Source organism: Rheinheimera texasensis DSM 17496, from assembly GCF_000711985.1.
Lineage (GTDB): Bacteria > Pseudomonadota > Gammaproteobacteria > Enterobacterales > Alteromonadaceae > Pararheinheimera > Pararheinheimera texasensis.
Genome location: NZ_KL544005.1, coordinates 90,167 through 111,245 on the forward strand (window position 1 = coordinate 90,167; position 21,079 = coordinate 111,245).

Consider the following 21,079-nt stretch of genomic DNA (forward strand, 5'->3'; position numbering starts at 1 on the left):
TCGTAGACCCTTTTTGTAGACCATCTGTAATGATTAGACCAGGCTCCAGTCCATTTCAGGGCTTTTTTTAACCACAGTTTTCAATCATGATGGCGCAAGGCTGCTGTTAAACTTTCAACTCATAAACGCGGCCCCGAAAAATCAGGGAGAGATAGGATGGCCGCGAAGCTTAAAGGCACTTTGGTGCAATGGGATGATGCCAAGGGTTTTGGTTTTATTGAGCCGAGGTTGCCGGGGCCGCGGGTTTTTGTGCATATCGGTGATTTTGCCCGTAAGACTCCCAGACCGGAAGCTGGCTTGCAGTTGGTCTATCAGCTGGCGAATTCTGCGGATGGCAAACAAAGGGCTGTCGCGGTGGTGCAAAGCCGGCTCGATGGCAAGCCGCTGACAGCTCAAGAAAAGCCAAATTCCGGACCATCCAAACTTGCGCCACTGTTTACGATTGCATTCTGTCTGATGTTGGGCGCAGCCACCGGCCTCGAGCTGGTGCCACAGCTTGTCGGCAGCATCTGCCTGCTGATGTCGATATTGACCTTTGGCTTATATGCCTGGGACAAAAAAGCTGCGCGTGCCGGCCATTGGCGCACCGCGGAATCCACTTTATTGCTGGCCGGTTTACTCGGCGGCTGGCCTGGCGCTGTCGCGGCGCAGCACTGGCTGCGGCATAAAACCGTCAAAACCAGTTTTCGCGCCCGCTTTTGGGCCACTGTCGGCCTGCATTGCTGTTTATTGCTGCTGGCGTACGACCAACATTTTTTTGGCCTGCCCTATCACTTCTAACCCTGTGATTGACAGTAAAAGCGCAGCGCCCTACTGTAGCTAAATCATTTATTTTTCAGGAAAAACCCATGGAAACGGCCTTCATCAACGCCAGTCTTATCAACCTCGCGCTGAACTTAAGTTATACCGTGATTTCACTCTTTGTCGCAGTGGCGGCGTTAATGGTGATTGATAAAGTGCTGCTGAAAAAACTCGACATTCAGCAGGAACTGGCCAACAACAATCTGGCGGTTGCGATATTTTGCTCAGCGCTGATGATTTTTGTCGCGCTGATCATCTGTTTTGGTTTGCAACACTAAGATGCGCTGGCTCTGGCTGCCGTTGCTGCTGGCTATTGGCTGTATTTTTTGGCTGGACCGTCCATCGACGTCAATGTCAGAAAGCCAGCAACTGATGTTGCTGCTACAACAAAGCGCGGATCGCATACCCGCAGATTTGTTGCGACACAACAGAGCCGGTGTGCTGACTATGAGTACCACCGGTGACACCATCAGCGAAATGGACATCGCTGCCGCGTTACTGAACAGCAAAGACGACCAGGCGCGGCCATTTATGTGGCAAGACGCCAATGGTCGACCAGCGATTATCAGTGCACAAGGCATTGACGCTGAACATCATTTTGCCAACAGTTATCTGGTTGGCGCCCATCCGTTTCGGATTGATAACCCGGCATTACCGCTGTATTTCCTGTCGAAGCGCAAAGTCTATCAATATGACCAGCAGCAATACCGGCGCGGTGATGTCTGGCAGAACGCTGCCCAGGCCTGGGTGCATTTACGCGGCGACTGTGAAGACCACGCGATGATTCTGGCGGACTGGCTGCTGGCCGAAGGTTTTGATGCGCGGGTAGTGCTTGGCAGCTACCGCGGTGAAGGCCACGCTTGGGTGGTGGCTTTTATACAGGGACAGGTCTATCTGCTGGAAGCCACAGACAAACAAGCCGGCAAGAGCTGGCAACACTTGCCACTTGCAGCTCTGGCAAAGGATTACCACGCCGAATTTATGTTTAACCGCGACCAGTTCTGGGTGCGCAAAGCGCAGGCACCGCTGTTGGACTATCAAAGTGAACATTGGCTGGAAACGGCGCGCTTTCATACACCAGATCCGGAGTAACAGCTTTTTTCTGTCTGGATCTGCAGGATACGGTTAATATCAGATTCATCCTGGCCCGTTATGGTGAAGTTATCCCTGCTGAAACTGCACCAATGGAGCCTGCTATGGAAAAGCCAATTTTACGCACAGCCTTGATCCTGACCGGTATTCTGACCTTCTCAATTTCAGCGTTATCCTCAGCACCTGCCCGTTGTTTATCTCTCTCCCACGCCAATGACAAAGCCATGTGTCTGGCCAAAGCTCAGCTCGATGTCAGCCGCTGCGACCAAATCAGCGATGGTGCTTTGCAGCAGCAATGCCAGCAAGCAGTGCACGCAACGAACTAATTTGCCCCGCTGGCAGTCTGTGTTGTCCTTTTGGCTGCCGGCATTTTCATCGCTGAGTTGCATTCAGACTTTATTCCACCTTGCCGCGCTGTGTATTTTCTGGCTAATGTAAGCTTGTGTTCTTTCATCACAGCAGCAGATGCATCAATCCTCCCCCACATCAGCACCAACAAACGCAGCGCCAACAAATACGGTGCAGTTGCCGCGCCAGCTTGGCTTCTGGAGCTTATGGCTCTTAGTGATTAATGGCCTGATTGGTGCCGGCATTTTTGGTTTGCCCGCGGGCGCAGCAAGGCTGGCCGGTGATTTTAGCTTATGGCTATATCCGCTTTGCGCTTTGCTCATCCTGCCGGTGTTATTGTGTTTTGCCGAACTCGCCAGCCGGTTTGCCGGTAGCGGCGGGCCGGCACGATATGCCGGCGCAGCCTTTGGCCCGGTGTTCGGCTTTCAGGCCGGCTGGTTGTATTATCTGGCCCGGCTGGTGTCGGTTGCCGCGAACAGTGTGTTGCTGGTCGATTCTGTCAGTTATTTTTTGCCGTCGCTGCAAAGTGGCAGCCCGCGCCTGCTGCTATTGCTCAGCATCATTGGCAGCCTGACGCTGCTAAATGTCTGGGGCGTGCGCCAGACGATGCGCTGGCTGGGCACGCTGACCATGGCGAAAATCGGCGTATTGGCCGGTTTTGCAGTCAGTGGCTGCGCTTTGTTGCTGCTGCCGGCGACGTCTTTGCATCACATCGAATGGCAACCATTCTGGAGTTACCCCGCCGTCAGCGATGGCTCTGCGGCATTGCTGTTATTGGTCTATGCCTTTGTCGGTTTTGAATCTGCGCTGATCCCGGCTGGCGAAGCGAAAAACCCGCAGCGCGATTTACCTCGTGCCTTGTTGCTGGGGCTAGCTGTCGTTACGCTGTTATATATGGCAGTGCAGGCCGCCTGTCTGTTACTGCTGCCAAACCTGGCGGACAGCAAAACGCCGCTTCTGGAAGCTGCAGCTCAAGCCACAGTTTTTTGGGGTTATGTGCAATGGCAGCCTGTTGCTACTGCGTTGGTGATGTTTGGCATTATCGCCTCGGTCAGTGCGAATTTGTTAGGAGCGATGTTCTCAACGCCACGTCTCAGCCACAGCCTTGCGACACAAGGCCAGCTGCCGGCCTGGTTTGCTAAGGTGCATCCGCGGTTTCTGACACCTGCCAACGCTATCTGGTTTTTTGGCGCGCTGACGTTGTTGCTGGCCAGTGCCGGCAGTTTTTTCTATCTGGCGGCAGCGACAGTATTAATCCGTGCTTTGTTATATGGTTTGTGTTGTCTGGCCCTGCCCGTGCTGCGCCGCCACGAGCCGTCCGAGCTACGGCTGCCGCTCTCGGCGTTATGGCCCTGGCTCGGTCTGACAGTTTGTCTGTGGCTGGCGTCGCAAGTCAGCGCCGCATCGGTCTGGTTAACCTTGGCTTTGCTGGCGCTCGGGCTGTTGCTATACCACGCGGCGGGCTGGCAGCAACAAAATCAGCGCGCAAGGCTTTAGATTTGAAGAATGGGCCCCAGATCCATTCTTAGTTCCCACGCAAGTACCTGAGGATTTATCATGGCGAAAAAACAACCGAAATCCGCCCAGCTGGATATTGGCATTTCACTGGAACACCGCGAAAAAATCGTCAAAGGCTTGTCTGCCTTGTTGGCCGACAGTTACACCTTGTACCTGATGACGCATAACTTCCATTGGAACGTCACAGGCCCGCAGTTCAACAGCCTGCATAATATGTTTATGGCGCAGTACACCGAACAATGGAATGCGCTGGATATCATCGCCGAACGTATCCGCGCTTTGGGTTTTCCGGCACCCGGCACTTACAAAGAGTTCGTCAAACTGACGTCCATTAAAGAAGTCGAAGGCGTCCCTTCTGCCAATGAGATGGTGCAGCATCTGGTCAACGCGCAGGAAACCACAGCCCGCACCGCGCGTAGCCTGTTTGATCTCGTTGGCGAAGCCAATGATCAGCCAACCGCCGACGTGCTGACGCAGCGGCTGAACGTGCATGAAAAAACTGCCTGGATGCTCAGAAGCTTGCTGGCTGAATAAACGAAATCCGGTAGAAGACGCTGCTGCCGTGTGAAGGCAGCGTCTCTTGCCGACATTTTCAGCGAACTGTCGCCCTGTGGTTGTGTGGTGGTTGACAGTGCACGGCGCAGCACAGAAGATAACCGCCTGTTTTCATCTGCGTCTGCCTTTCATACGCGTTCTGCCTGAGGTTGTCTGTGTCAGCGTCTCCCCAACAAACATTTTTACAAGGTCTTGGTCTTGGTATCGGCGCTGCTGCGCTGCTGTTTTATTTCTGGCACACCGAGGCAGTTTATCAGCTGCAGCAACAATGGCTGGCGGAGCAAAAAGCCCAGCTCAGCGCCGTACAGCAAAAACCTTCTGCCGCGCAAAATATTGAAACTATTGATTTACTGATGAAAAGCTATGCTGTGACTGCCGGCACTGAAGATGCTGATATGCGCGAGGCGCTGATCCAAAGCCGTCACCTGGAACTGTTGCAACAATTGCAACAAAGCACACAAGTCGATATCAGTGATTTAGTCGACCCGGCCAGGCCTTTTAATGCTGCCCAGTTATACGCGGCGCTTTTACGAATTAAACAGCAGCAGGAAAAACAGCAGGCACGTAAACAGCTGGATGCGCGGTTAAGCGAACAGAAGGCACAACCCGCCGCTAATCCGGACCAATAAACGCAAAAAAGGCTAGCAAAAAAGGCCATAGAAAAAGATCGCAGTGCCGGATTTTCTGCGTACACTAGGAACAGCATTTCCTGATTTGCGACAGATATGAAGGCACCAACCCCGCACAACGAAACTGCGCGCCTGCAGGCTCTGCAACAACTGAGAATTTTAGATACACCGGCCGAAGCGGCCTTCGATGCGCTGACCGAGATTGCCGCCCATGTCAGTGGTGCCAGCTTTGCGGCATTGACGCTGATAGACCGCAAGCGGCAATGGTTCAAAAGTACCTTTAATTTCTGCGAGCAGGAAAACAGTCGCGATGATTCATTCTGCTCCCACGCAATCTTAACCCCGCAACAGCTGACCTATATTCCCGACGCCCGCGCCGACCAGCGCACCGCAGACAATCCGTTGGTAACCTGTGACAACGGCATCCGTTTTTACGCCGGCGCACCGCTTGTGCTGCACAATGAACTGGCACTTGGCACTTTATGTGTATTTGATACTCAGCCGCTGCAATTAAACGAAGTACAGCAAAAAACCTTGCGGCAGCTGGCTGACCAGGCGGTGTTGCTGATGAACAGCCGCCTGCTGCAGCAACAAAGTGCTGAGCAGAATTTGCACCTGCAACAGGAAAAAGACCGGATAGGCGCCATTATCGACGGCACCAATATGGGCACCTGGGAATGGAATGTGCAAACCGGCACGACCGTCTACAACACCTATTGGTACAGCATGCTGGGCATGACACCGGTCGAACATTCCGATATCAGTATCTGGCAAAGCCGGGTACATCCGGAAGATGTAGCCGTAACCGGCGAAATTCTTGAACAACATTTTGCCGGCACCCGGGCATTTTTTGATGCGCGCTTTCGCATGCGCCACCAGCAAGGACACTGGGTTTGGATCCATGCGGTCGGCCGCGTGATGGCCTGGACCGATGAGCACAAACCATTGCTGATGTTTGGTACCCACCGTGACATCACGCAGGAGCGCGCCCAGCAACAGGAAATGCAACGCACCCGTTCCCATCTGCAGGCCATTATCGACTCTTCCACTGAAGCTGCTCTCATTTCAACCGATGTGCAGGGTGTGATCCAGTTGTTTAATCCCGGAGCCGAACGTTTACTCGGCTACAGAGCGGAGGAACTCGTTGGTACCGCCACGCCGGCCCTGTTACATGACCCTGAAGAAATTCGCGCCCGGGCCGCGCAGCTCAGTGACGAGTACCAACAGCCCATCGATGGTTTTGATGTGTTTGTTTACAAAGCCCGCCATGGAGCCAGCGAGACGCGGCAATGGACTTATATCGGGAAACAGGGTGAACGCAAACAAGTCCGGCTCAGTGTGTCGGCGATCCGCACCGAACAAGGCGAGATCCGCGGTTATCTCGGCGTCGCTATCGATATTACGCAATTAGAACAGCTGCACCATGCGCTGTTACTCAGCGAGCAGCGCCACCGCTCCATGCTGGAAAACCTGCCAGGTGTGGTCTATCGCTGTATCAACGATGCGCAGTGGACAATGTTGTTTATCAGCGACGAAGTGGAAAAGTTGACCGGTTATCCTGCTCGCAGTTTTATCCGCAATCAGAAAATTAACTTTGCTGAACTGCAACTGGCCGAAGACTTGCCGCAAGTGCGTGAAGTGGTCGACCGTGAGCTGAATAATCACGCCAGATTCAGTGTGGAATATCGCATTCGCCGCGCCAATGGCTCGGTGCGCTGGGTGCAGGAACTGGGCCGTGGGATCTACGACGCCACCGGTGAACTGTTATATATCGATGGTTTTATCTGGGATGTCACGGCGCAAAAAGAAGTCCAGCTCGCGCTACGGGCCGGTGAGCAGAAGTTATCATCGTTGTACCAGCTGGCACCGCTGGCCATTTTATTAAGTCAGTTCGACAGCGGCGACATTCTGAGTGTCAATCCGCAATGGTGTGAACTATCCGGCCTGCATGGTGAACCTGCCCTGCCGTTGCCGGCATTGTTATCGTTCAGCAGCGAGCAGCTTGAGCAACGCCAACAAGCACTGGCAGAACATGCCAGTTTTGGCCCGGTTGAGCTGGAATTACAGCATGCCGATGGCCAGCAAATTCCGGTTGTGCTCAGTGAAGTGTTGATCCAAAACGCCAGTGGCACCGCCCAGGTCTGGTCCATTATTCAGGACATCACTGAACGGCGCCGGGTTGAACAGATGAAAAACCAGTTTGTGTCGATGGTCAGCCACGAACTGCGCACACCGCTGACGGCGATTTCCGGTGCCTTAGGCTTACTGAGCGGTGGCGCCTTGGGCGCATTGCCCGAACCGATGCAACCGATGTTACAGATCGCCGGCGACAACAGCGAAAAGCTGACACAGCTCATCAATGATTTATTGGATATCGACAAACTGGTTGCCGGCAAAATGCAGTTTGAACTGCAGGACTACGCAGTGCGTGAGCTGCTGGAGCAATGTGTTCGCCACAATCAGCCGTATGCTGATAAATTTGGCGCGCGGATAGAACTGACAGCAGGGCCGGATGCGGTGTTGGCGCTGGACCCGATGCGTTTTCACCAAATCATGGCGAACTTATTGTCGAACGCGGCCAAATTCTCACCGAGCGGCTCTGTCGTGTCTGTGCGTACCGCGATACAAAACAACCTTTTCCGCATCAGTGTCGTCGATCAAGGCCCAGGTATTCCGGATAACTTCCGTGACCGTATCTTCGAGAAATTCTCACAGGCGGATGCGGTGGATGCACGCCAGCGTGGCGGCACTGGCCTCGGCTTGGCGATAGTGAAAGAATTGACCAACCGGATGGGCGGTCAGATTGGCTTTGACAGTGAAACCGGTAAAGGCAGTTGTTTTTATTTAGATTTTTTAATGGAGTAGCGACCGCCGCCTGCGAAAACGGCGTTCAGGAGTGAGACGGGATATCTTCCCGCGGCGCCTGATACAAAATCACCTGATTACGGCCAGCACCTTTGGCCTTATATAACGCCTGATCAGCGTGGTCCACCACGACATCAACCTGCTGGCTATCGCTGCCGCTGGTGATACCGGCACTGAAGCTGCAGTGAAAGGTCTGGCCGTTACTGACAAAAGGAATACGGGCGAAAGCTTCACGCAATTGATTCACCACCTGACAGGCTTTATCGAGCTGACATTCCGGCAGCACTAATAAAAATTCTTCGCCGCCGTAGCGCCCAATCAGGTCGGTTTTGCGCAATTGCTGGCGTAATAAATTCGCCAGGCTGCTGATCACCTGGTCGCCGGTTAAATGGCCATATAAATCATTTACTTTTTTGAAGTGATCGATATCCAGCATCGCCACACTGACATTTTGTTGCAAGCGTGCTGCCCGCTCCAGTTCAGCGCCGAGCCGCTCTTTGATATGCGCATGCTGCAACAGGCCGGTCAGACTGTCTTTGGTCATCACTTCAGCCAGCTGGCGGGCGCGCTGGGCGCGGGCAAAAATCGCCACTACTAAAGCGTTATCACTGATTGGTTTTGTCAGAAAATCATCACCGGCTTTGATCAGCGACGCCATTTGCCGTTCGCTGTCGGTTTCTGAAGATAGATAAATGATAGGTACACCCAGCCATTCATCCTGCAGCCGGATGGTCTGCGCCAGCTCGGGGCCAGAACATTCCGGCATATTGACGTCGAGCAAAATCACATCCGGATGAAACCGGCGCAGGCCCTGAAACACTTCTGCCGGATTGGTCAGGATCTCGGCGCGCAGGCCGGCATTTTGTAACACCAGCGCATAATGCTGCGCCAGTAACATATCGTCATCAACAATCAACACGCGAAAGGCGTCGCGCTCACGCACCGACAACAGGCGCTGTAAACGGGCTTCCAGTATGGCCGGGTTCAGAGGTTTAACAAAATAACCCAGTACGCCGGCCCGCACCGCTTGCAGATAATGCTCAAACTCTTCATCCGACGACAGCACAAAAATAGGAATTGGCTGGGCCTGTGGACATTGCAGCTTGCCCAATGCAAGAAGCCCTTGCGCCCTGTCGTCCAGCGCGTCGAGATCAACAATAATGACATCCGGGGCATCCAGCGTGGCTGAACTCAGTAACTGGCTGAAATCACTGAAACGTTCCACCTGATGACCAAAAGTTTTCAGGGTTTGCCCAATTGGCATTGAAATCAATGGGTCGTCACACAGCAACAAAATCCGCGCTTCGTGTTTGTCGGACTTTTTCAGTGTAGTTTTGCTGAGCTGCTGTTCGGTCGGCTGTCCGGCAGCGTGTTGCATCTCAACAAACTGCTGTTGCAACAGGGCATGTTCTTCGCGGCTGGGCAGTTGTTGTTGGCTGAGCAGGGTTTTGAGCTGCTGTTCGATACCTTTGGCGATTATGCCAACATTGGCGAGTCCAAAGGTACCGGCGGAGCCGGCCAGGGTATGAAAACGTAAAATTAATACGGAGGCCTGTTCACGCCACTCCAGCGGCCCGGCCTGAACAAACTGCAGCAGCAGCCATTGCAATTGCGGCAGCTCCTGCTGCAGACGACGCAGATACTGCTGGTTCAGTTGCGCCAGTTGCTGTTCAAGATTCGCCGCAGTTCCGTCCATGCACATCCCACATCAAAATCACATCTATTTGCCTACTATAGCAAGGGAGGTCAACTGACTCCAGCGCCGTCATAACCTGACCTGCAGCCCCTGATTCAGGCTTTGCCGGTACGCCTGCACTGCGGGTATAGCACCCAGCAACAGCGACAGTGCCAACACCAGACCAAGGCCCGCAGCCGTATGCGGATGCCAGGCCAGCAGGCTAATCACCAGGCCATATTGACTGCTAAGCCAAGGTTGCAGCGCCGCCAGGCTGCCGGTTAACAGCAGAAACGCACCGGCGATACTGGTCACTGTTAACAGCAGCACTTCCAGCTCAATCAGCAAAAACAGTTGCCAGGGCCGCGCGCCAATCGCGCGCAAAATCGCCAGTTCGCGCGCCCGCTCACGCTGCGCCGCCAATAGCGTGGTGGTCAGGCCAATCAAGGCCGCCAGCAGCACCAGCGCGGTGATCACCAGCAGCAGATTTTCCACCAGCACTAACATCTGCCACAACTCTGCCAGCGCCGCACCCGGTAAAATCGCCGATAAGGGTTCAGCTTTAAATTCATTGATTTGGCGCTGCACAGCAAAAGTCGCTACTTTGGATTTGAGCCCAAGCAAAGCGCCGGTCAGCACAGTCGGTTGCAGTGCCGCCAGCTCAGCCTCAGACAGTACTGTTTTGGCTTTGCGCATAGCTGGCGCACCGTTTTGCCAGCCTTGATGAATGGCTTCGATACCAGTCAGACTGACATGCACCGACTGGTCGACCGGTGTGCCTGTAGGCGCCAGAATGCCAACGACGGTAAAAGGCTGGTCTTTATGCTGACTAAAGCTGACTTTGCCGACGCCGTGCGACAACACAATTTCCTGTCCGAGCTGATAGCCGAGTTTTTTCGCCACATCCGCGCCAAGCACAGTTTCATACACACTGCTGAACTCACGCCCGGCCGCTAACTGCAGCGACTGCTGCTCGCCATAGCGGAAGTAGCGGAAATAGTCGGTGTTAGTGCCCAACACCCGAAAGCCGCGGTGCGAATCGCCCAGCGCCAGCGGAATAGCCCAGCGCACCTGCGGGTGTTTACTGATTTGTTCATAATGGGCGTAGCTGATGTTATTGGTGGCGTTGCCAATGCGAAACACCGTATACAGCAACAAATTCAGCTGGCCGGAACGAGCCCCGACAATCAAATCGGTACCAGCGACTGTGCTGGTAAAACTGCGTTTGGCTTCCAGCCGCAAATGGTCGATGCCAAGCAACAGACTCAGCGAGATGATTAAAGAACACAACGTCAACCAGGCGGTGCCCCGCCGGCTCCACAAACTTTGCCGGGCTAATTTTAACAACATGCTGCATTCCCCCGTACCGCTGTGACCCCATCTCCGAGCCGCCCCATATCCAGCTGATACTGAAAATAACCGGCCAGTGCCTGATCATGGCTGACAAACACCACAGTGCTGCCGGCTGCATCCGCTTCCTGTAACAACACCCGCATAAAGGCATCACGGTTATCTGCATCCAATGCGGACGTCGGTTCGTCTGCGATCAGCAAGGTCGGCTTGCCGAGCAAAGCCCGCGCGATGGCGACGCGCTGCTGCTGGCCGACACTGAGCGCCGCAGCACTTTGCTGCCAAAGCTCCGCCGGCAATTGCAGTGCCTGTAACAGTCTTTCAGCCCGTGCCATGTCTGCTGCTTTACCGCTAAATGCCTGTCCAAGCAGCACATTATCGAGCACTGACAAATAAGGGATCAGATTGAGCTGCTGGAACACCACGCCTATCTGGCGGGCACGCAGCTGATCGCGTTTGGCTGCCGAATTGGGTTGCAGCAGCTGACCACCGAGGCGGATTTCGCCTTGCTGGATGCTCAGCACACCACACAGCAGATTTAATAAAGTGGTTTTGCCGGAGCCAGAAGCCCCACGGATAAATAAGTGTTGTCCAACCGCCAAAGTCAGCGCCGGGATTTGCAGGCAAAATGCCTGGTCCGGCCACTGATGGCGCAGATTTTTGAGTTCAATTGCGGGAATATTCAGATCCACGGCCACAAGCTGCCCTTTGAATAATGGTATGATGCGAAAAACCGTGATTTTATAACATATAGTCGGGAAGAAGCTCCAATGTTCAAACCGTTGTTAATAGGAACTATTCTGGCACTGGTCGCATCTGCACCAGCCATGGCTACCGAAACTGCAAAAGCCGCTGAACAAGCACCAGCCGCACGCAGTCTGCCGGCAGATAAAAGCAAAGTGATTGAGCTGGAATGGACAGATTTACTGCCGGACGCTGACTTACAAAAAATGGAAGCACTACCGGAAGTCAGCCATGAAGGCGGCGAAGGTGCTGGGTCAGCCATCAATAAAAACTTTAATACCAGCAATGACCCGTCGATGAAAGCCTGGGCTGATGTGATGTCCTCAGCCAATGTCCGTCCTGAACTGAACGGTCGAAAAGTCAAATTACCTGGTTTTGTGGTGCCGATTGAATACGACGCCGACCAGAACATCACCGCATTTTTTCTGGTGCCTTATTTCGGTGCCTGTATTCACGTGCCACCGCCACCACCAAACCAGATTGTTTATGTCAGTGGCGCGAAGAACTTAAAAGCAGACCTGATTTACAACCCGTTCTGGATTGAAGGGACAATGACAACAGATACAATGAGTCACGACCTGGCCAACTCCGCCTATAGCCTGAAAGTCGACAAGATCAGCGAATACATTTACGAATAAAACGACTGCACCATTAACAAAAAAATGTCCGGAACGTTTTTGGACAGCCGCAGGCTGGTTGCGAAGCAATTTTCTACATGGATGTAGAAAACAAAAAAACACAGCAATTGCTGTGTTTTTTTGTTTTGACGATCAGGGATTTACTCGGTACCCGGTAGCTGCAGCACCGGCTGTTTCGCATTCAATGTCGCGGCACCCTGCTGGCCGCCACTAACCCACTGCACATCGATTTGCTGCAAGTCAGCAGCTGTTGTGAACAAAATGACTTTCACTTCATTCAGTAATTCCGCTGCATTACATTGATACCTCAGGCTGATGCTGATGTCAGCGTGCTGCCCGCCTTTAGCCCACGGTTCATTAAGTTGCTGTTGTTGCAGCACACACTTTGCAGCAACAGGCAGCTGCAACCACTGACCACTTTTGAGCAAGGCTTGCTGTTGCTGCCAGGCACCTTGCTGGGCTGCAGTCGCCGGTTTCTGTTCAAAGCCCAGCAGATTCGCCGCCGGACTTTCTAACATTATTTCCAGCAAGCCGCCGTCGGTGGCCAGCGTAAGCTGAGCTTCACCGTGCACATGGGCGCCATGTTCTTCATGCCCTGCAGCATCGCCGTGTTCTGCCGCCATTATCGGCGTTGCTGCAAAAAGCAACAGGTACCAGGTCCAAGCTATACGCATCATGAGTCTCCACATCAATAAACCGTCATTACCGGTCAAAATGTGACACTATCACAAAACTTAGCTAAAAAGCAGTAAGGCCAGCCAGACTTTCAGGCCAGACAACTGATTTGCAGGCCAAACCCAGGCCCATCGAGCAAGTTCAGCTCGCCACAGAGTTTTTTCTCCACCAGCTGTTTTAAAATTGACATGCCAAGACCGGTGCCGCCGGCATTGGGTTTAGTGGTAAAAAACGGTTCAAAAATCTGCTTGCGGACTTCGGCAGTTAAACCACAGCCATTGTCTTTGTAAACAAACTGCAGCTCGTGCTGGTCGTTTAAGGTAGCGCTGATACTAATGGCCGGGTGCGCCGTCTCGCTGAAGGCGTGCAGGCAACTGTTGATCACCAGATTGGTCAGGATCTGCAGCCAGACATCGGCAGCAGTGATCAGCGTCAGGTTTGGGTCAATATACACGTCGGGAAATACCGGCACCTGCCGGGTCGCCGGCGTCAGACTGGCCAGTAAATCTACCACTAGCTGGCGAAACGCCACCGGAGCTGACTCCACGCGGGTTTGATGCGCTGCGGTTTCTTTAAACTGCGCCATCAGACGCTGGGCACGCTGCAAATTGGCGGTCACCAGCAGTGAACTCTCATGCATTTGTTCTAATAGGCTCATCGCCTGCGACGCACTGATCGACCGCTCCCGCATGCCAAAAATAAAGTCCTGTAGGCGTTGTTCCAACAAGGTATTGGCGGTCAGCGCCACACCAAGCGGTGAATTCACTTCATGGGCAACGCCCGCAACAATGCCGCCTAAAGTAGCGAGCCTGGCCTGCGCTTCCATTTGCTGATGGGCGCGCCGTACGAGTTCATCGGTGTCTGCCAGCTGTTGACTGCGCTGTTCCACCCGCTGTTCAAGCTGCAGGTTCAGTTGCTCCAGTTGGCTTTGCGCGCAAAGAAAGCGGTCAGCATTAAGCGCCCGCCCAACCTGATCAGCCATGGCGGCGGCAAAACGTACTTCGTTGTCATTCCAGTCACGCCGACTTCGCGTGTGTTCGCAACAAATGATGCCGATCATTTTGCCCAGGTGACGAACCGGCAAGTCCAGCATGGAAAAAATCTGGTGGTTTTGCAGATAATCGAGGAATTCCGCAGTCTGCGGGTCAACACGCGCATCATGCGCCACTATGGCCCGCTCGCGGCGCAATGCCTGAAAATAAGCCGGGAATTGACTGGCTTGCAGGCGCAGCGCTTCAGTTGCAAACTCATCGCCATCAAGCAACAACTGACAAACCATACTCTGGTCGCCCAGATCATACAGCCACAAACTGACGCGCTGTACCATCAGGCCTTTTTGCAGACTCTGCAAAATCAGCTGACTGGCCTGCTCCCAGGCGCCGAGGTCAATCAGCGGAGATGCCGAGACATCCAGTAAAATATGCTCAAGTGGATCCACGTCAACCCCACACCCTGTCAGATTAAAATTTAAGCTAGCGAAAAGCGGCGCCGTTGTAAATCAGCCAAAGGTCGCGAAATGCTGATCCAATCAAAAAATAATGGCGTAGTGCCAGTTATCCGCCAGATCGCAGCGAGTTTTCCCCAAATGCCCAACAAATCAAGGCGCTATCGTTAATGTCAGCGCTCATTCTTATTACCGCTGATCAGTTGAGTCCGGCGCTGAGTTCATTGCGTGACCTGCAGCCCGGCGACCAGATTTTGCTGGCCGAAGTTGCCGCCGAGGCCCATTACGCGCCGCACCATCAGCTGAAAATTGTGCTGTTATTCAGCGCCATGCGCCACTTTGCCGCCGCGCTGCGTTTGCAAGGCCATCAGGTGCATTATGTCGACTTTGACCAGCAGGTGCTGTCATTACTGGCCGCTGTGCAGCAGGTATTGCAGCAGCAACCGCAGCTGCAACGGGTGCGCCTGACCGAGCTCGCGGAATACCGGCTGATGCAGGAAATCGCCAGCTGGCCGCAGACCTTAGGTGTGCCGGTCGATGTGGTTGAAGACGACCGTTTTGTCTGCAGCCACGCCATGTTCCGGCGCTGGGCTGATGGCCGGCAGAGTTTCCGCATGGAATATTTTTACCGCGAAATGCGCCGCTATACCGGCTTATTGATGAATGGCAATACACCAGCCGGTGGCCAGTGGAATTTTGACACAGAGAACCGCCAGGCCTGCCCGGCAGAGGTGCAAATCCCCGCAGCACCCGAGTTTCAGCCTGATGAAATAACTCTTGAAGTGATAGCACTGGTGCAACGCCATTTTGCCAGTCATATGGGCAAGGCAAGCCAATTTGTTTTCGCGGTGACAGGCAAGGACGCCCGGGCCGCTTTTTTACATTTTCTGCAGCACCGGCTGCCGCTGTTTGGGAAGTACCAGGACGCAATGCGTCAGGACGAGCCGTTTTTATTCCACAGTCTGGTGTCGATGTATCTCAACTGCGGCTTGCTCGACGCGCGCTGGCTTTGCCTGCAGGTCGAACAGGCCTGGAAAGCCGGCTTAGTGCCGCTCAACGCCGCCGAGGGTTTTATCCGGCAAATCATCGGTTGGCGCGAATATGTGCGTGGTCTGTATTGGCTGAAGATGCCCGAGTACCGCCGGCAAAACTTTTTTGCTGCCGACAGGCCATTACCGTCGTGGTACTGGAGCGGCAAGACACGGATGAACTGCCTGGCGCAGGCCATCGGTCATACCATTCGCCACGCTTACTCTCATCATATTCAGCGGCTAATGCTGACCGGCAACTTTGCGTTGCTGGCCGGTTTGTCAGTTGATGAAATGACAGATTGGTATCTTGCAGTGTACGCCGATGCTTATGAATGGGTGGAGCTGCCGAACACCCTCGGCATGGCACTTTTTGCCGACGGTGGTTTGCTGGCGTCCAAACCATATGCGGCCAGCGGCAATTACATCGCCAAAATGAGTAATTACTGCCAGCACTGCCATTACGACGTCAAACAAAGTACCAGCCCAACCGCCTGCCCTTTTAATGCACTGTACTGGGATTTTATTGCCCGCCATGAAGACAAGCTCGGCAGCAATGCTCGGATGCAGCTGACCTATCAGCAATGGCGGCGTAAAGCAGCCAGTGACCAACAAGCGCTTCGCGCCAAAGCCGCAGACCTATTGATCCATCTGGAGCAGCTATGAGCCGGTATCTGCTGTTTTGTAACGACTTACTGCGCCTAGACGACAACCCGCTGCTTTGCCTGCCGAGCGATGGCGATGCAGCGCTGGCAGTTTGTATCCTGCCACAGCATCAGTTCAGCCCGAAACGCGCCAGTGCGCGCAGGCGGCAATTACAACTCGGTCTATTGCATGACTTCCAGCAGCGCCTGGCGGCGCTTGGCATTCCGTTATTGCTGCGTTCCGGCGATCCGGCCGTTGTCCTGCCGCAGCTGCTGCAGCAATATCAGCTGGTACGCGTGGTCGCTGCGGAGCCCACAGCACCGGAAGAATATAGCTGGGCAGCCGGGCTGAACTGGCACTGGCTGGATGCTAATTCGTTGTTAGCGGATAAACTCAGGCCGGATCTTTACACGCTGCCGCGCAGCTTCACCGCGTTTCGCCAGCAACGCGAGCCAGAACTGCAAGTGCTGGCGCCGCAGCAAACACAGCCTTCAATCCTGGCGCTGAATAAAATTCTGTCGGTCACTGACGTGACAGAGCTTTCTGATTTACCACGGCCTGAGCCAGACCAGCCTCTTCCTGTGGCTTTGGCGCAGCAGCTTCCTGACGGATTTGGTCACTGGCAGCAGCAGCGCGAGTCGGCGGTACTAGCGCGCTTTTCTGAGTATATTCAGCAGCATTTGTCACATTACAAACTGAGCCGCAATGCGTTGATTGGCGCCGATTTTGCGAGTTTTTTATCAGTTCCGCTCAGTCGTGGCACTCTGTCGGTGCGCCGCGCCTGGCAGCTGATCCGCCAACATGAGCTGCAGTTTGGCCAGAATGAATCCAGTTACTGGCTGCGTTTTGAATTGTTGTGGCGCGAATATTTCCGTCATCTGCAGCGTAAACATCCGCTGGCTTTTTTCTGCCGCAGCGGTCTCGGTTTACATCAGGTGCCCGGGACTGCCAGCAGCGCGGGCGAGGCGTTGCAGCGCTGGCAGCAGGGGCAAACCGGTTTGCCCTTTATCGATGCCAATATGCAGCTGCTGGCGCAGACCGGCTGGATGTCAAACCGCGGCCGGCAGAACGTCGCCAGCTACCTGATGTTCCAGCTTGGCTGTGACTGGCGCCACGGCGCCGCCTGGTTTGAACAACAACTGCTGGATTACGACGTCGCCAGTAACTGGGGCAACTGGGCTTATATCGCCGGCGCTTTGTATTCTGCGCCACGTAGTTTTAATGCATTAAAACAAGCCGTGGAATATGACCATGCCGCCACTTTCACCTCCCTGTTGTTAGGCGCGCCGCAGACTGGCAACCACCGGCATCAGCCGTATGCTCAGCCGAACTGGCCGGCACCACAGGCCTGGCAATGGCAGCAATATCTGCAGCAACTCAGGGCAGATTGAGCCGTGATAACCTTGGTGTGGTTTAAGCGCGACCTGCGGCTGGAAGACCACGAACCCTTAGCGCTCGCCGCCCGGCAAGGCGCCGTGCTGCCGGTCTACATCCTAGAACCGGATTATTGGCTGCAGCCGGATACGTCGCTGCGACAATGGCAATTTAATCAGGACGCCGTGTATTTGCTATATCAGCAGCTCAAAGCGCTGGGCCAGCCATTATTAGTGCGGCGCGGGCCGGCTACCCGGGTGCTCAGGGAACTGACGCGCGAATATGCGGTGCAGCAAATCGTCAGCCATCAGGAAACCGGTAATTTATGGACTTTTCAGCGCGACCAGGCGGTGGCGCGGTTATGCCGTGAGCTGGGCCTGCCCTGGCGGCAATACCGCCAGCATGCGGTACAACGTTGTCTGACTGATCGTGACCAGTGGTTTCTGCAGGCCGATGCTTTTTTAAAAAGTCCGACTTTTCAGGCACCAAAGTCTTTACCGTTGATTGCAGACGAGCCCTGGCCGCAGGCATTGTGGCAGGCACCACCACGCCGCGAACTGCCCGCCTGCGAGCCGCAACTGTGCCAGCGAGCCGGTGATCTCAGTGCCACTTTGCAGTCTTTTTGGCGAAGCCGCAGTAAAAACTATCAACGCGATATCTCGATCGCCGCCAAAGCGGGCCATAGTTGCTCCAGGCTCAGCCCTTACCTTGCGTATGGCCAACTCAGTTTACGGCAACTGCAGCAACAGACGTACCGCCAGATCAAACAATTGCCGGACGGGCGCGAGCAACAGGCCTTAGCGGCATTTTTCAGCCGGCTGCGCTGGCATTGCCATTTTATGCAAAAGCTGGAGGATGAACCGCAAATTGAATTGATGCCAATGAACCCGTTGTATCAGGGCATGCGCGACCAGTTTGAGCCGCACTTGTTTCAGGCCTGGCAACGTGGTGAAACCGGCTATCCAATGATTGACGCGGCGATGCGCTGCCTGCTCGCCACCGGCTGGTTACATTTTCGCGCCCGCGCCATGCTGGTGGCCTTCGCCAGTTATCAGCTGTGGCTGGACTGGCGGCCAGTGGCGCTGCACCTGGCACGTTGTTTCACCGACTATGAACCCGGCATCCATTATCCGCAGATCCAGATGCAAGCCGGCACCACCTCAATTAATCCAAACCGGATGTACAACCCGCTGAAACAAAGCCTGCTGAAGGATCCTCAAGGGCAATTTATCCGGCGCTGGTGCCCGGAGCTGTCGCGGCTTCCCAATGAATGGCTGCATCAGCCCTGGTTATTGCCACCGGCGCTGCAACTGCAATATGGCATGCGGTTAGGCATCGATTATCCGGCAGCGGTGGTCGACCTGCAGCAGGCCACACGGCTCGCCCGCAGCAGGTTAAGTGAATGGCATAGCCGTTTTGCCAAAACAGACTGGCAACAAGGCCGGGACGCTGTGCGCGAACGTCACGCCAGCCGCAAAAGACCTGTTGAACGCCGCGCGACGGCAAGAGGCAACCAGCAGCCTCAGTTGTTGCTCGACTTCTGAAATGTTTGCGGCGGTAAAGTTTCCAGCCAGCGCCGGCTTTGTTCTATCAGGCGCAGAGCAGCGAAAAAATACTGCGGATCAATGCGTTGCCAGTCGTCCTGCGGCGTGTGATATTGCGGATGCACATCAACACCAAAATACAAAAACGGAATGCCGGCTTTGCGAAACACCGCGTGGTCACTGGCATTGCTCCAGTCAACCGGCGGCTGACTGCGCCGGCCGAGGCTGCTTTGCCGGCCATCGTGCGCCAGCGTCAGTTTTAACGGCGTCTGTGCCAGTTCGGCAAACTTAACTAATTGCGGTAGCTGCTTTTTGCCGGCCAGATACAAGCGCTGATTGCTTTCACCGCGGCTAATCATGTCCAGATTGATATTGAGCACAATAGCGTCCAGCGCCACCGGCGGTTTGGCCATAAAGGCTTTGGCACCATCTAAGCCCAACTCTTCAGCATCGGTCGCTAAAAATAAATAAGAATACAGCGGGCAGCTCTGCTGCGTCTTCGCCGCCAGATATAACAACCCCGCCACTCCGGAAGCATTGTCGTCGGCGCCATTAAAAATCTTTTTCCCGCGTGGTTTCAGGTGATCGTAGTGTGCTGTGACGACGATGTAGCGCGCCGGTTGCCCGCAGCCACGCCGCATCCCCAGCACATTAACACCATGCTTTTCACTGAAACCTTCGTGAAAGCTAAAAGGTTGCAGATAATCGTCGCCGACCGGATGCAAGCCAAGTTCAGCGAACCGCCTCTGCAAATATTGCTGCGCCAGCACACTGCCGGCACTGCCGGTGGCGCGACCGGCCATGGCGTCTGCAGCTAAATGCTGCAGGTCATGCCAGGCCTGCGTTTCGTCCGACGTGACCTGTTGCGGCTGCGCTGTTGCAAACGCCACAGGTGTAAACCAGGCCAAAGCGCCGAGCGTTAAAACCAGATTAATCCGCTTGCGCCACTGCATTTAACATCTCGATTTTATGGTCGTATAGACGCCGGTCGGCACCGGCCGGTGCATGCAAACGGGCCCGCTGCAGATAGCCGGTTGCGGCGGCATAGTCGTGTTGCATGATGGCGACTTTCGCCAGCCCAAACAGCGCTTCGGACATTTTTGGCTGTAAGCGGATACTGCGGTGAAAGGCCATCTCAGCGTCAGCCAGTCGCTGCTGACTTAACGCTTCATTGCCTTGCATGACAAAATAATACGGATTGCGTAACCGGGTTTGCTGCACTTTGGCTTCAAGGGTTGCAGCGTCCTGCTGCCGGCCCATCGCTGCATAGAGGATGGCCAGGTTCGCCATGGTATTGGCGTGTTCCGGCTCCAGCTTCAGGCTTTGCAAATAAGCCCGTTCGGCATAATCCGGCATCTGGCGTTGCCGGTACAACACGGCCAGATTGTTCCAGGTGGCGGCAACGCCAGGGGCTATGTCAGCAGCGGCCTGCAAATAGTGATATGCCAAATCAAACTGCTGGGTCAGCATGGCATCAGCGGCTTTGTTGTTATAAAACAAAGCAACGATGTCATTTTCACTGATTTTTCGCACCGGCAAACGCTCGCGCGAACCACCGGCACGCTCAAAATCAATCAGGAAATTGTGATCTGCAGAAACAAAGGTCTTTGCCGCGCTCTGCATGTAAGGTGGCGCCACCACCAGATTCACATGGCCATTTAATACACTGGTGCCATTGCGGGTGATCCAATATTCCGGGATCTGCACATCCTGAAACTGTGCTTTAAAACCCAGGGCCCGCGCCAGGCTATAAGACAGAATGGTCAATGACAAACAGTTCGCTTCACGTCGCTGATAAGTTTGTAGTGCAGTCAGCGTGGCGTTATTGACGTACTGCAGCGGATCTTGTTGTTCGCGGAAAATAAACTTCAACAGAGCCAGACTGCGGTCTCTGGGGACACCATAGATCAGTATGTCCTGGCGCGCCTCTTTGATGAGTGTTTCAGGTAATGCAAAAATTTGCTCTTTTGTTTCAATCGGGGTGCTAACTGGCATAAATGCCTGATTATTGAGTAGATCTTCAGTTGCAACAGCCTCAGTCCTTTGCGGCATCTGCTGACAGGCGCTCAGGCTCAGGGCACTTAACATCAGGATCAATCGCCACATCACACACCTCCGGCCGCAAGGGTTGTTTTCGTTTGGCTCAAGCCAAAA

At 54.4% G+C, this 21,079-nt stretch carries 19 protein-coding genes; 12 read left to right on the plus strand and 7 right to left on the minus strand.

The window, feature by feature from the left end; translation table 11 throughout:
• Positions 1–156: 156 nt before the first annotated feature.
• The 8 genes from Q399_RS0111000 to Q399_RS0111035 all read left to right on the plus strand — a co-directional run bounded on the left by Q399_RS0111000 (position 157) and on the right by Q399_RS0111035 (position 7,808).
• Entirely contained in the window at positions 157–780 is a 624-nt protein-coding gene (locus Q399_RS0111000) for a DUF1294 domain-containing protein (protein WP_051685915.1), read from the plus strand.
• Between the two features lie 68 nt (positions 781–848).
• Positions 849–1,079 carry a DUF350 domain-containing protein gene (locus Q399_RS0111005; protein ID WP_031568424.1) on the plus strand — a complete coding sequence of 77 codons (231 nt, stop codon included), beginning with the start codon at positions 849–851 and terminating at the stop codon, positions 1,077–1,079.
• Position 1,080: 1 nt separating this feature from the next.
• Positions 1,081–1,893 (plus strand): transglutaminase domain-containing protein, encoded by an 813-nt coding sequence (locus tag Q399_RS21550; protein WP_051685916.1) that lies wholly within the window; start codon positions 1,081–1,083, stop codon positions 1,891–1,893.
• Between the two features lie 104 nt (positions 1,894–1,997).
• Complete coding sequence (locus tag Q399_RS0111015) at positions 1,998–2,219, plus strand: hypothetical protein (RefSeq protein ID WP_031568427.1); 222 nt, start codon at positions 1,998–2,000, stop codon at positions 2,217–2,219.
• Between the two features lie 139 nt (positions 2,220–2,358).
• Positions 2,359–3,738, plus strand: a complete 1,380-nt coding sequence (locus Q399_RS0111020) for an APC family permease (RefSeq protein ID WP_051685917.1) — start codon at positions 2,359–2,361, stop codon at positions 3,736–3,738.
• A gap of 60 nt (positions 3,739–3,798) precedes the next feature.
• On the plus strand, positions 3,799–4,293 hold the full coding sequence (locus Q399_RS0111025) for a Dps family protein (protein WP_031568432.1): 495 nt from the start codon (positions 3,799–3,801) through the stop codon (positions 4,291–4,293).
• Positions 4,294–4,469: 176 nt separating this feature from the next.
• Positions 4,470–4,943, plus strand: a complete 474-nt coding sequence (locus Q399_RS0111030) for a hypothetical protein (protein WP_031568434.1) — start codon at positions 4,470–4,472, stop codon at positions 4,941–4,943.
• 96 nt (positions 4,944–5,039) lie between these two features.
• On the plus strand, positions 5,040–7,808 hold the full coding sequence (locus Q399_RS0111035) for a PAS domain S-box protein (RefSeq protein ID WP_051685918.1): 2,769 nt from the start codon (positions 5,040–5,042) through the stop codon (positions 7,806–7,808).
• Positions 7,809–7,833: 25 nt separating this feature from the next.
• Here Q399_RS0111035 and Q399_RS0111040 read toward each other — a convergent pair whose 3' ends face one another.
• The 3 genes from Q399_RS0111040 to Q399_RS0111050 all read right to left on the minus strand — a co-directional run bounded on the left by Q399_RS0111040 (position 7,834) and on the right by Q399_RS0111050 (position 11,531).
• Positions 7,834–9,504, minus strand: coding sequence for a GGDEF domain-containing response regulator (locus Q399_RS0111040; protein WP_031568437.1), 1,671 nt, complete (start codon positions 9,502–9,504; stop codon positions 7,834–7,836).
• Positions 9,505–9,573: 69 nt separating this feature from the next.
• Entirely contained in the window at positions 9,574–10,833 is a 1,260-nt protein-coding gene (locus Q399_RS0111045; RefSeq protein WP_037046091.1) for an ABC transporter permease, read from the minus strand.
• A complete protein-coding gene (locus tag Q399_RS0111050) occupies positions 10,824–11,531 on the minus strand; it encodes an ABC transporter ATP-binding protein (protein ID WP_031568441.1) in 708 nt (235 codons plus the stop codon). Before Q399_RS0111050 ends, Q399_RS0111045 begins: the two co-directional genes overlap by 10 nt.
• 72 nt (positions 11,532–11,603) lie before the next feature.
• Between Q399_RS0111050 and Q399_RS0111055 the strand changes: the two genes are divergently transcribed.
• Positions 11,604–12,215, plus strand: coding sequence for a DUF3299 domain-containing protein (locus Q399_RS0111055; RefSeq protein ID WP_084164270.1), 612 nt, complete (start codon positions 11,604–11,606; stop codon positions 12,213–12,215).
• A 140-nt stretch (positions 12,216–12,355) separates the two neighbouring features.
• Here Q399_RS0111055 and Q399_RS21555 read toward each other — a convergent pair whose 3' ends face one another.
• Positions 12,356–12,889 carry a ZrgA family zinc uptake protein gene (locus Q399_RS21555; protein WP_169739315.1) on the minus strand — a complete coding sequence of 178 codons (534 nt, stop codon included), beginning with the start codon at positions 12,887–12,889 and terminating at the stop codon, positions 12,356–12,358.
• Between the two features lie 92 nt (positions 12,890–12,981).
• Positions 12,982–14,328, minus strand: a complete 1,347-nt coding sequence (locus Q399_RS0111065) for a GAF domain-containing protein (RefSeq protein WP_037046093.1) — start codon at positions 14,326–14,328, stop codon at positions 12,982–12,984.
• Between the two features lie 176 nt (positions 14,329–14,504).
• On the opposite strand from Q399_RS0111065, the gene Q399_RS0111070 reads away from it, so the two are divergent.
• From Q399_RS0111070 to Q399_RS0111080, 3 genes are read left to right on the plus strand one after another with little or no spacing between them, the layout of a single operon-like run.
• Positions 14,505–16,028 (plus strand): cryptochrome/photolyase family protein, encoded by a 1,524-nt coding sequence (locus Q399_RS0111070; RefSeq protein WP_031568450.1) that lies wholly within the window; start codon positions 14,505–14,507, stop codon positions 16,026–16,028.
• On the plus strand, positions 16,025–17,398 hold the full coding sequence (locus Q399_RS0111075; protein WP_037046094.1) for an FAD-binding domain-containing protein: 1,374 nt from the start codon (positions 16,025–16,027) through the stop codon (positions 17,396–17,398). Before Q399_RS0111070 ends, Q399_RS0111075 begins: the two co-directional genes overlap by 4 nt.
• Before the next feature lie 3 nt (positions 17,399–17,401).
• Positions 17,402–18,925, plus strand: a complete 1,524-nt coding sequence (locus Q399_RS0111080) for a cryptochrome/deoxyribodipyrimidine photo-lyase family protein (RefSeq protein WP_211253300.1) — start codon at positions 17,402–17,404, stop codon at positions 18,923–18,925.
• Here the strand turns inward: Q399_RS0111080 and Q399_RS0111085 are convergent.
• Positions 18,904–19,878 carry a M28 family peptidase gene (locus tag Q399_RS0111085; RefSeq protein WP_051685920.1) on the minus strand — a complete coding sequence of 325 codons (975 nt, stop codon included), beginning with the start codon at positions 19,876–19,878 and terminating at the stop codon, positions 18,904–18,906. The two genes, Q399_RS0111080 and Q399_RS0111085, sit on opposite strands and share 22 nt — an antisense overlap.
• Entirely contained in the window at positions 19,856–21,031 is a 1,176-nt protein-coding gene (locus Q399_RS0111090; RefSeq protein ID WP_031568457.1) for a tetratricopeptide repeat protein, read from the minus strand. The genes Q399_RS0111085 and Q399_RS0111090 overlap by 23 nt, the downstream gene beginning before the upstream one ends.
• Positions 21,032–21,079: the final 48 nt, after the last annotated feature.

Excerpts from the sequence above, each read along its gene's own strand:
- Q399_RS0111045 (WP_037046091.1), bottom strand. The coding sequence starts at position 10,833 with ATGTTGTTAAAATTAGCCCGGCAAAGTTTGTGGAGCCGGCGGGGCACC.
- Q399_RS0111035 (WP_051685918.1), top strand. The coding sequence starts at position 5,040 with ATGAAGGCACCAACCCCGCACAACGAAACTGCGCGCCTGCAGGCTCTG.
- Q399_RS0111000 (WP_051685915.1), top strand. The coding sequence starts at position 157 with ATGGCCGCGAAGCTTAAAGGCACTTTGGTGCAATGGGATGATGCCAAG.
- Q399_RS0111085 (WP_051685920.1), bottom strand. The coding sequence starts at position 19,878 with ATGCAGTGGCGCAAGCGGATTAATCTGGTTTTAACGCTCGGCGCTTTG.
- Q399_RS0111070 (WP_031568450.1), top strand. The coding sequence starts at position 14,505 with ATGTCAGCGCTCATTCTTATTACCGCTGATCAGTTGAGTCCGGCGCTG.
- Q399_RS0111040 (WP_031568437.1), bottom strand. The coding sequence starts at position 9,504 with ATGGACGGAACTGCGGCGAATCTTGAACAGCAACTGGCGCAACTGAAC.
- Q399_RS0111025 (WP_031568432.1), top strand. The coding sequence starts at position 3,799 with ATGGCGAAAAAACAACCGAAATCCGCCCAGCTGGATATTGGCATTTCA.
- Q399_RS0111015 (WP_031568427.1), top strand. The coding sequence starts at position 1,998 with ATGGAAAAGCCAATTTTACGCACAGCCTTGATCCTGACCGGTATTCTG.
- Q399_RS21550 (WP_051685916.1), top strand. The coding sequence starts at position 1,081 with ATGCGCTGGCTCTGGCTGCCGTTGCTGCTGGCTATTGGCTGTATTTTT.
- Q399_RS0111020 (WP_051685917.1), top strand. The coding sequence starts at position 2,359 with ATGCATCAATCCTCCCCCACATCAGCACCAACAAACGCAGCGCCAACA.
- Q399_RS21555 (WP_169739315.1), bottom strand. The coding sequence starts at position 12,889 with ATGCGTATAGCTTGGACCTGGTACCTGTTGCTTTTTGCAGCAACGCCG.
- Q399_RS0111055 (WP_084164270.1), top strand. The coding sequence starts at position 11,604 with ATGTTCAAACCGTTGTTAATAGGAACTATTCTGGCACTGGTCGCATCT.
- Q399_RS0111090 (WP_031568457.1), bottom strand. The coding sequence starts at position 21,031 with ATGTGGCGATTGATCCTGATGTTAAGTGCCCTGAGCCTGAGCGCCTGT.
- Q399_RS0111075 (WP_037046094.1), top strand. The coding sequence starts at position 16,025 with ATGAGCCGGTATCTGCTGTTTTGTAACGACTTACTGCGCCTAGACGAC.
- Q399_RS0111005 (WP_031568424.1), top strand. The coding sequence starts at position 849 with ATGGAAACGGCCTTCATCAACGCCAGTCTTATCAACCTCGCGCTGAAC.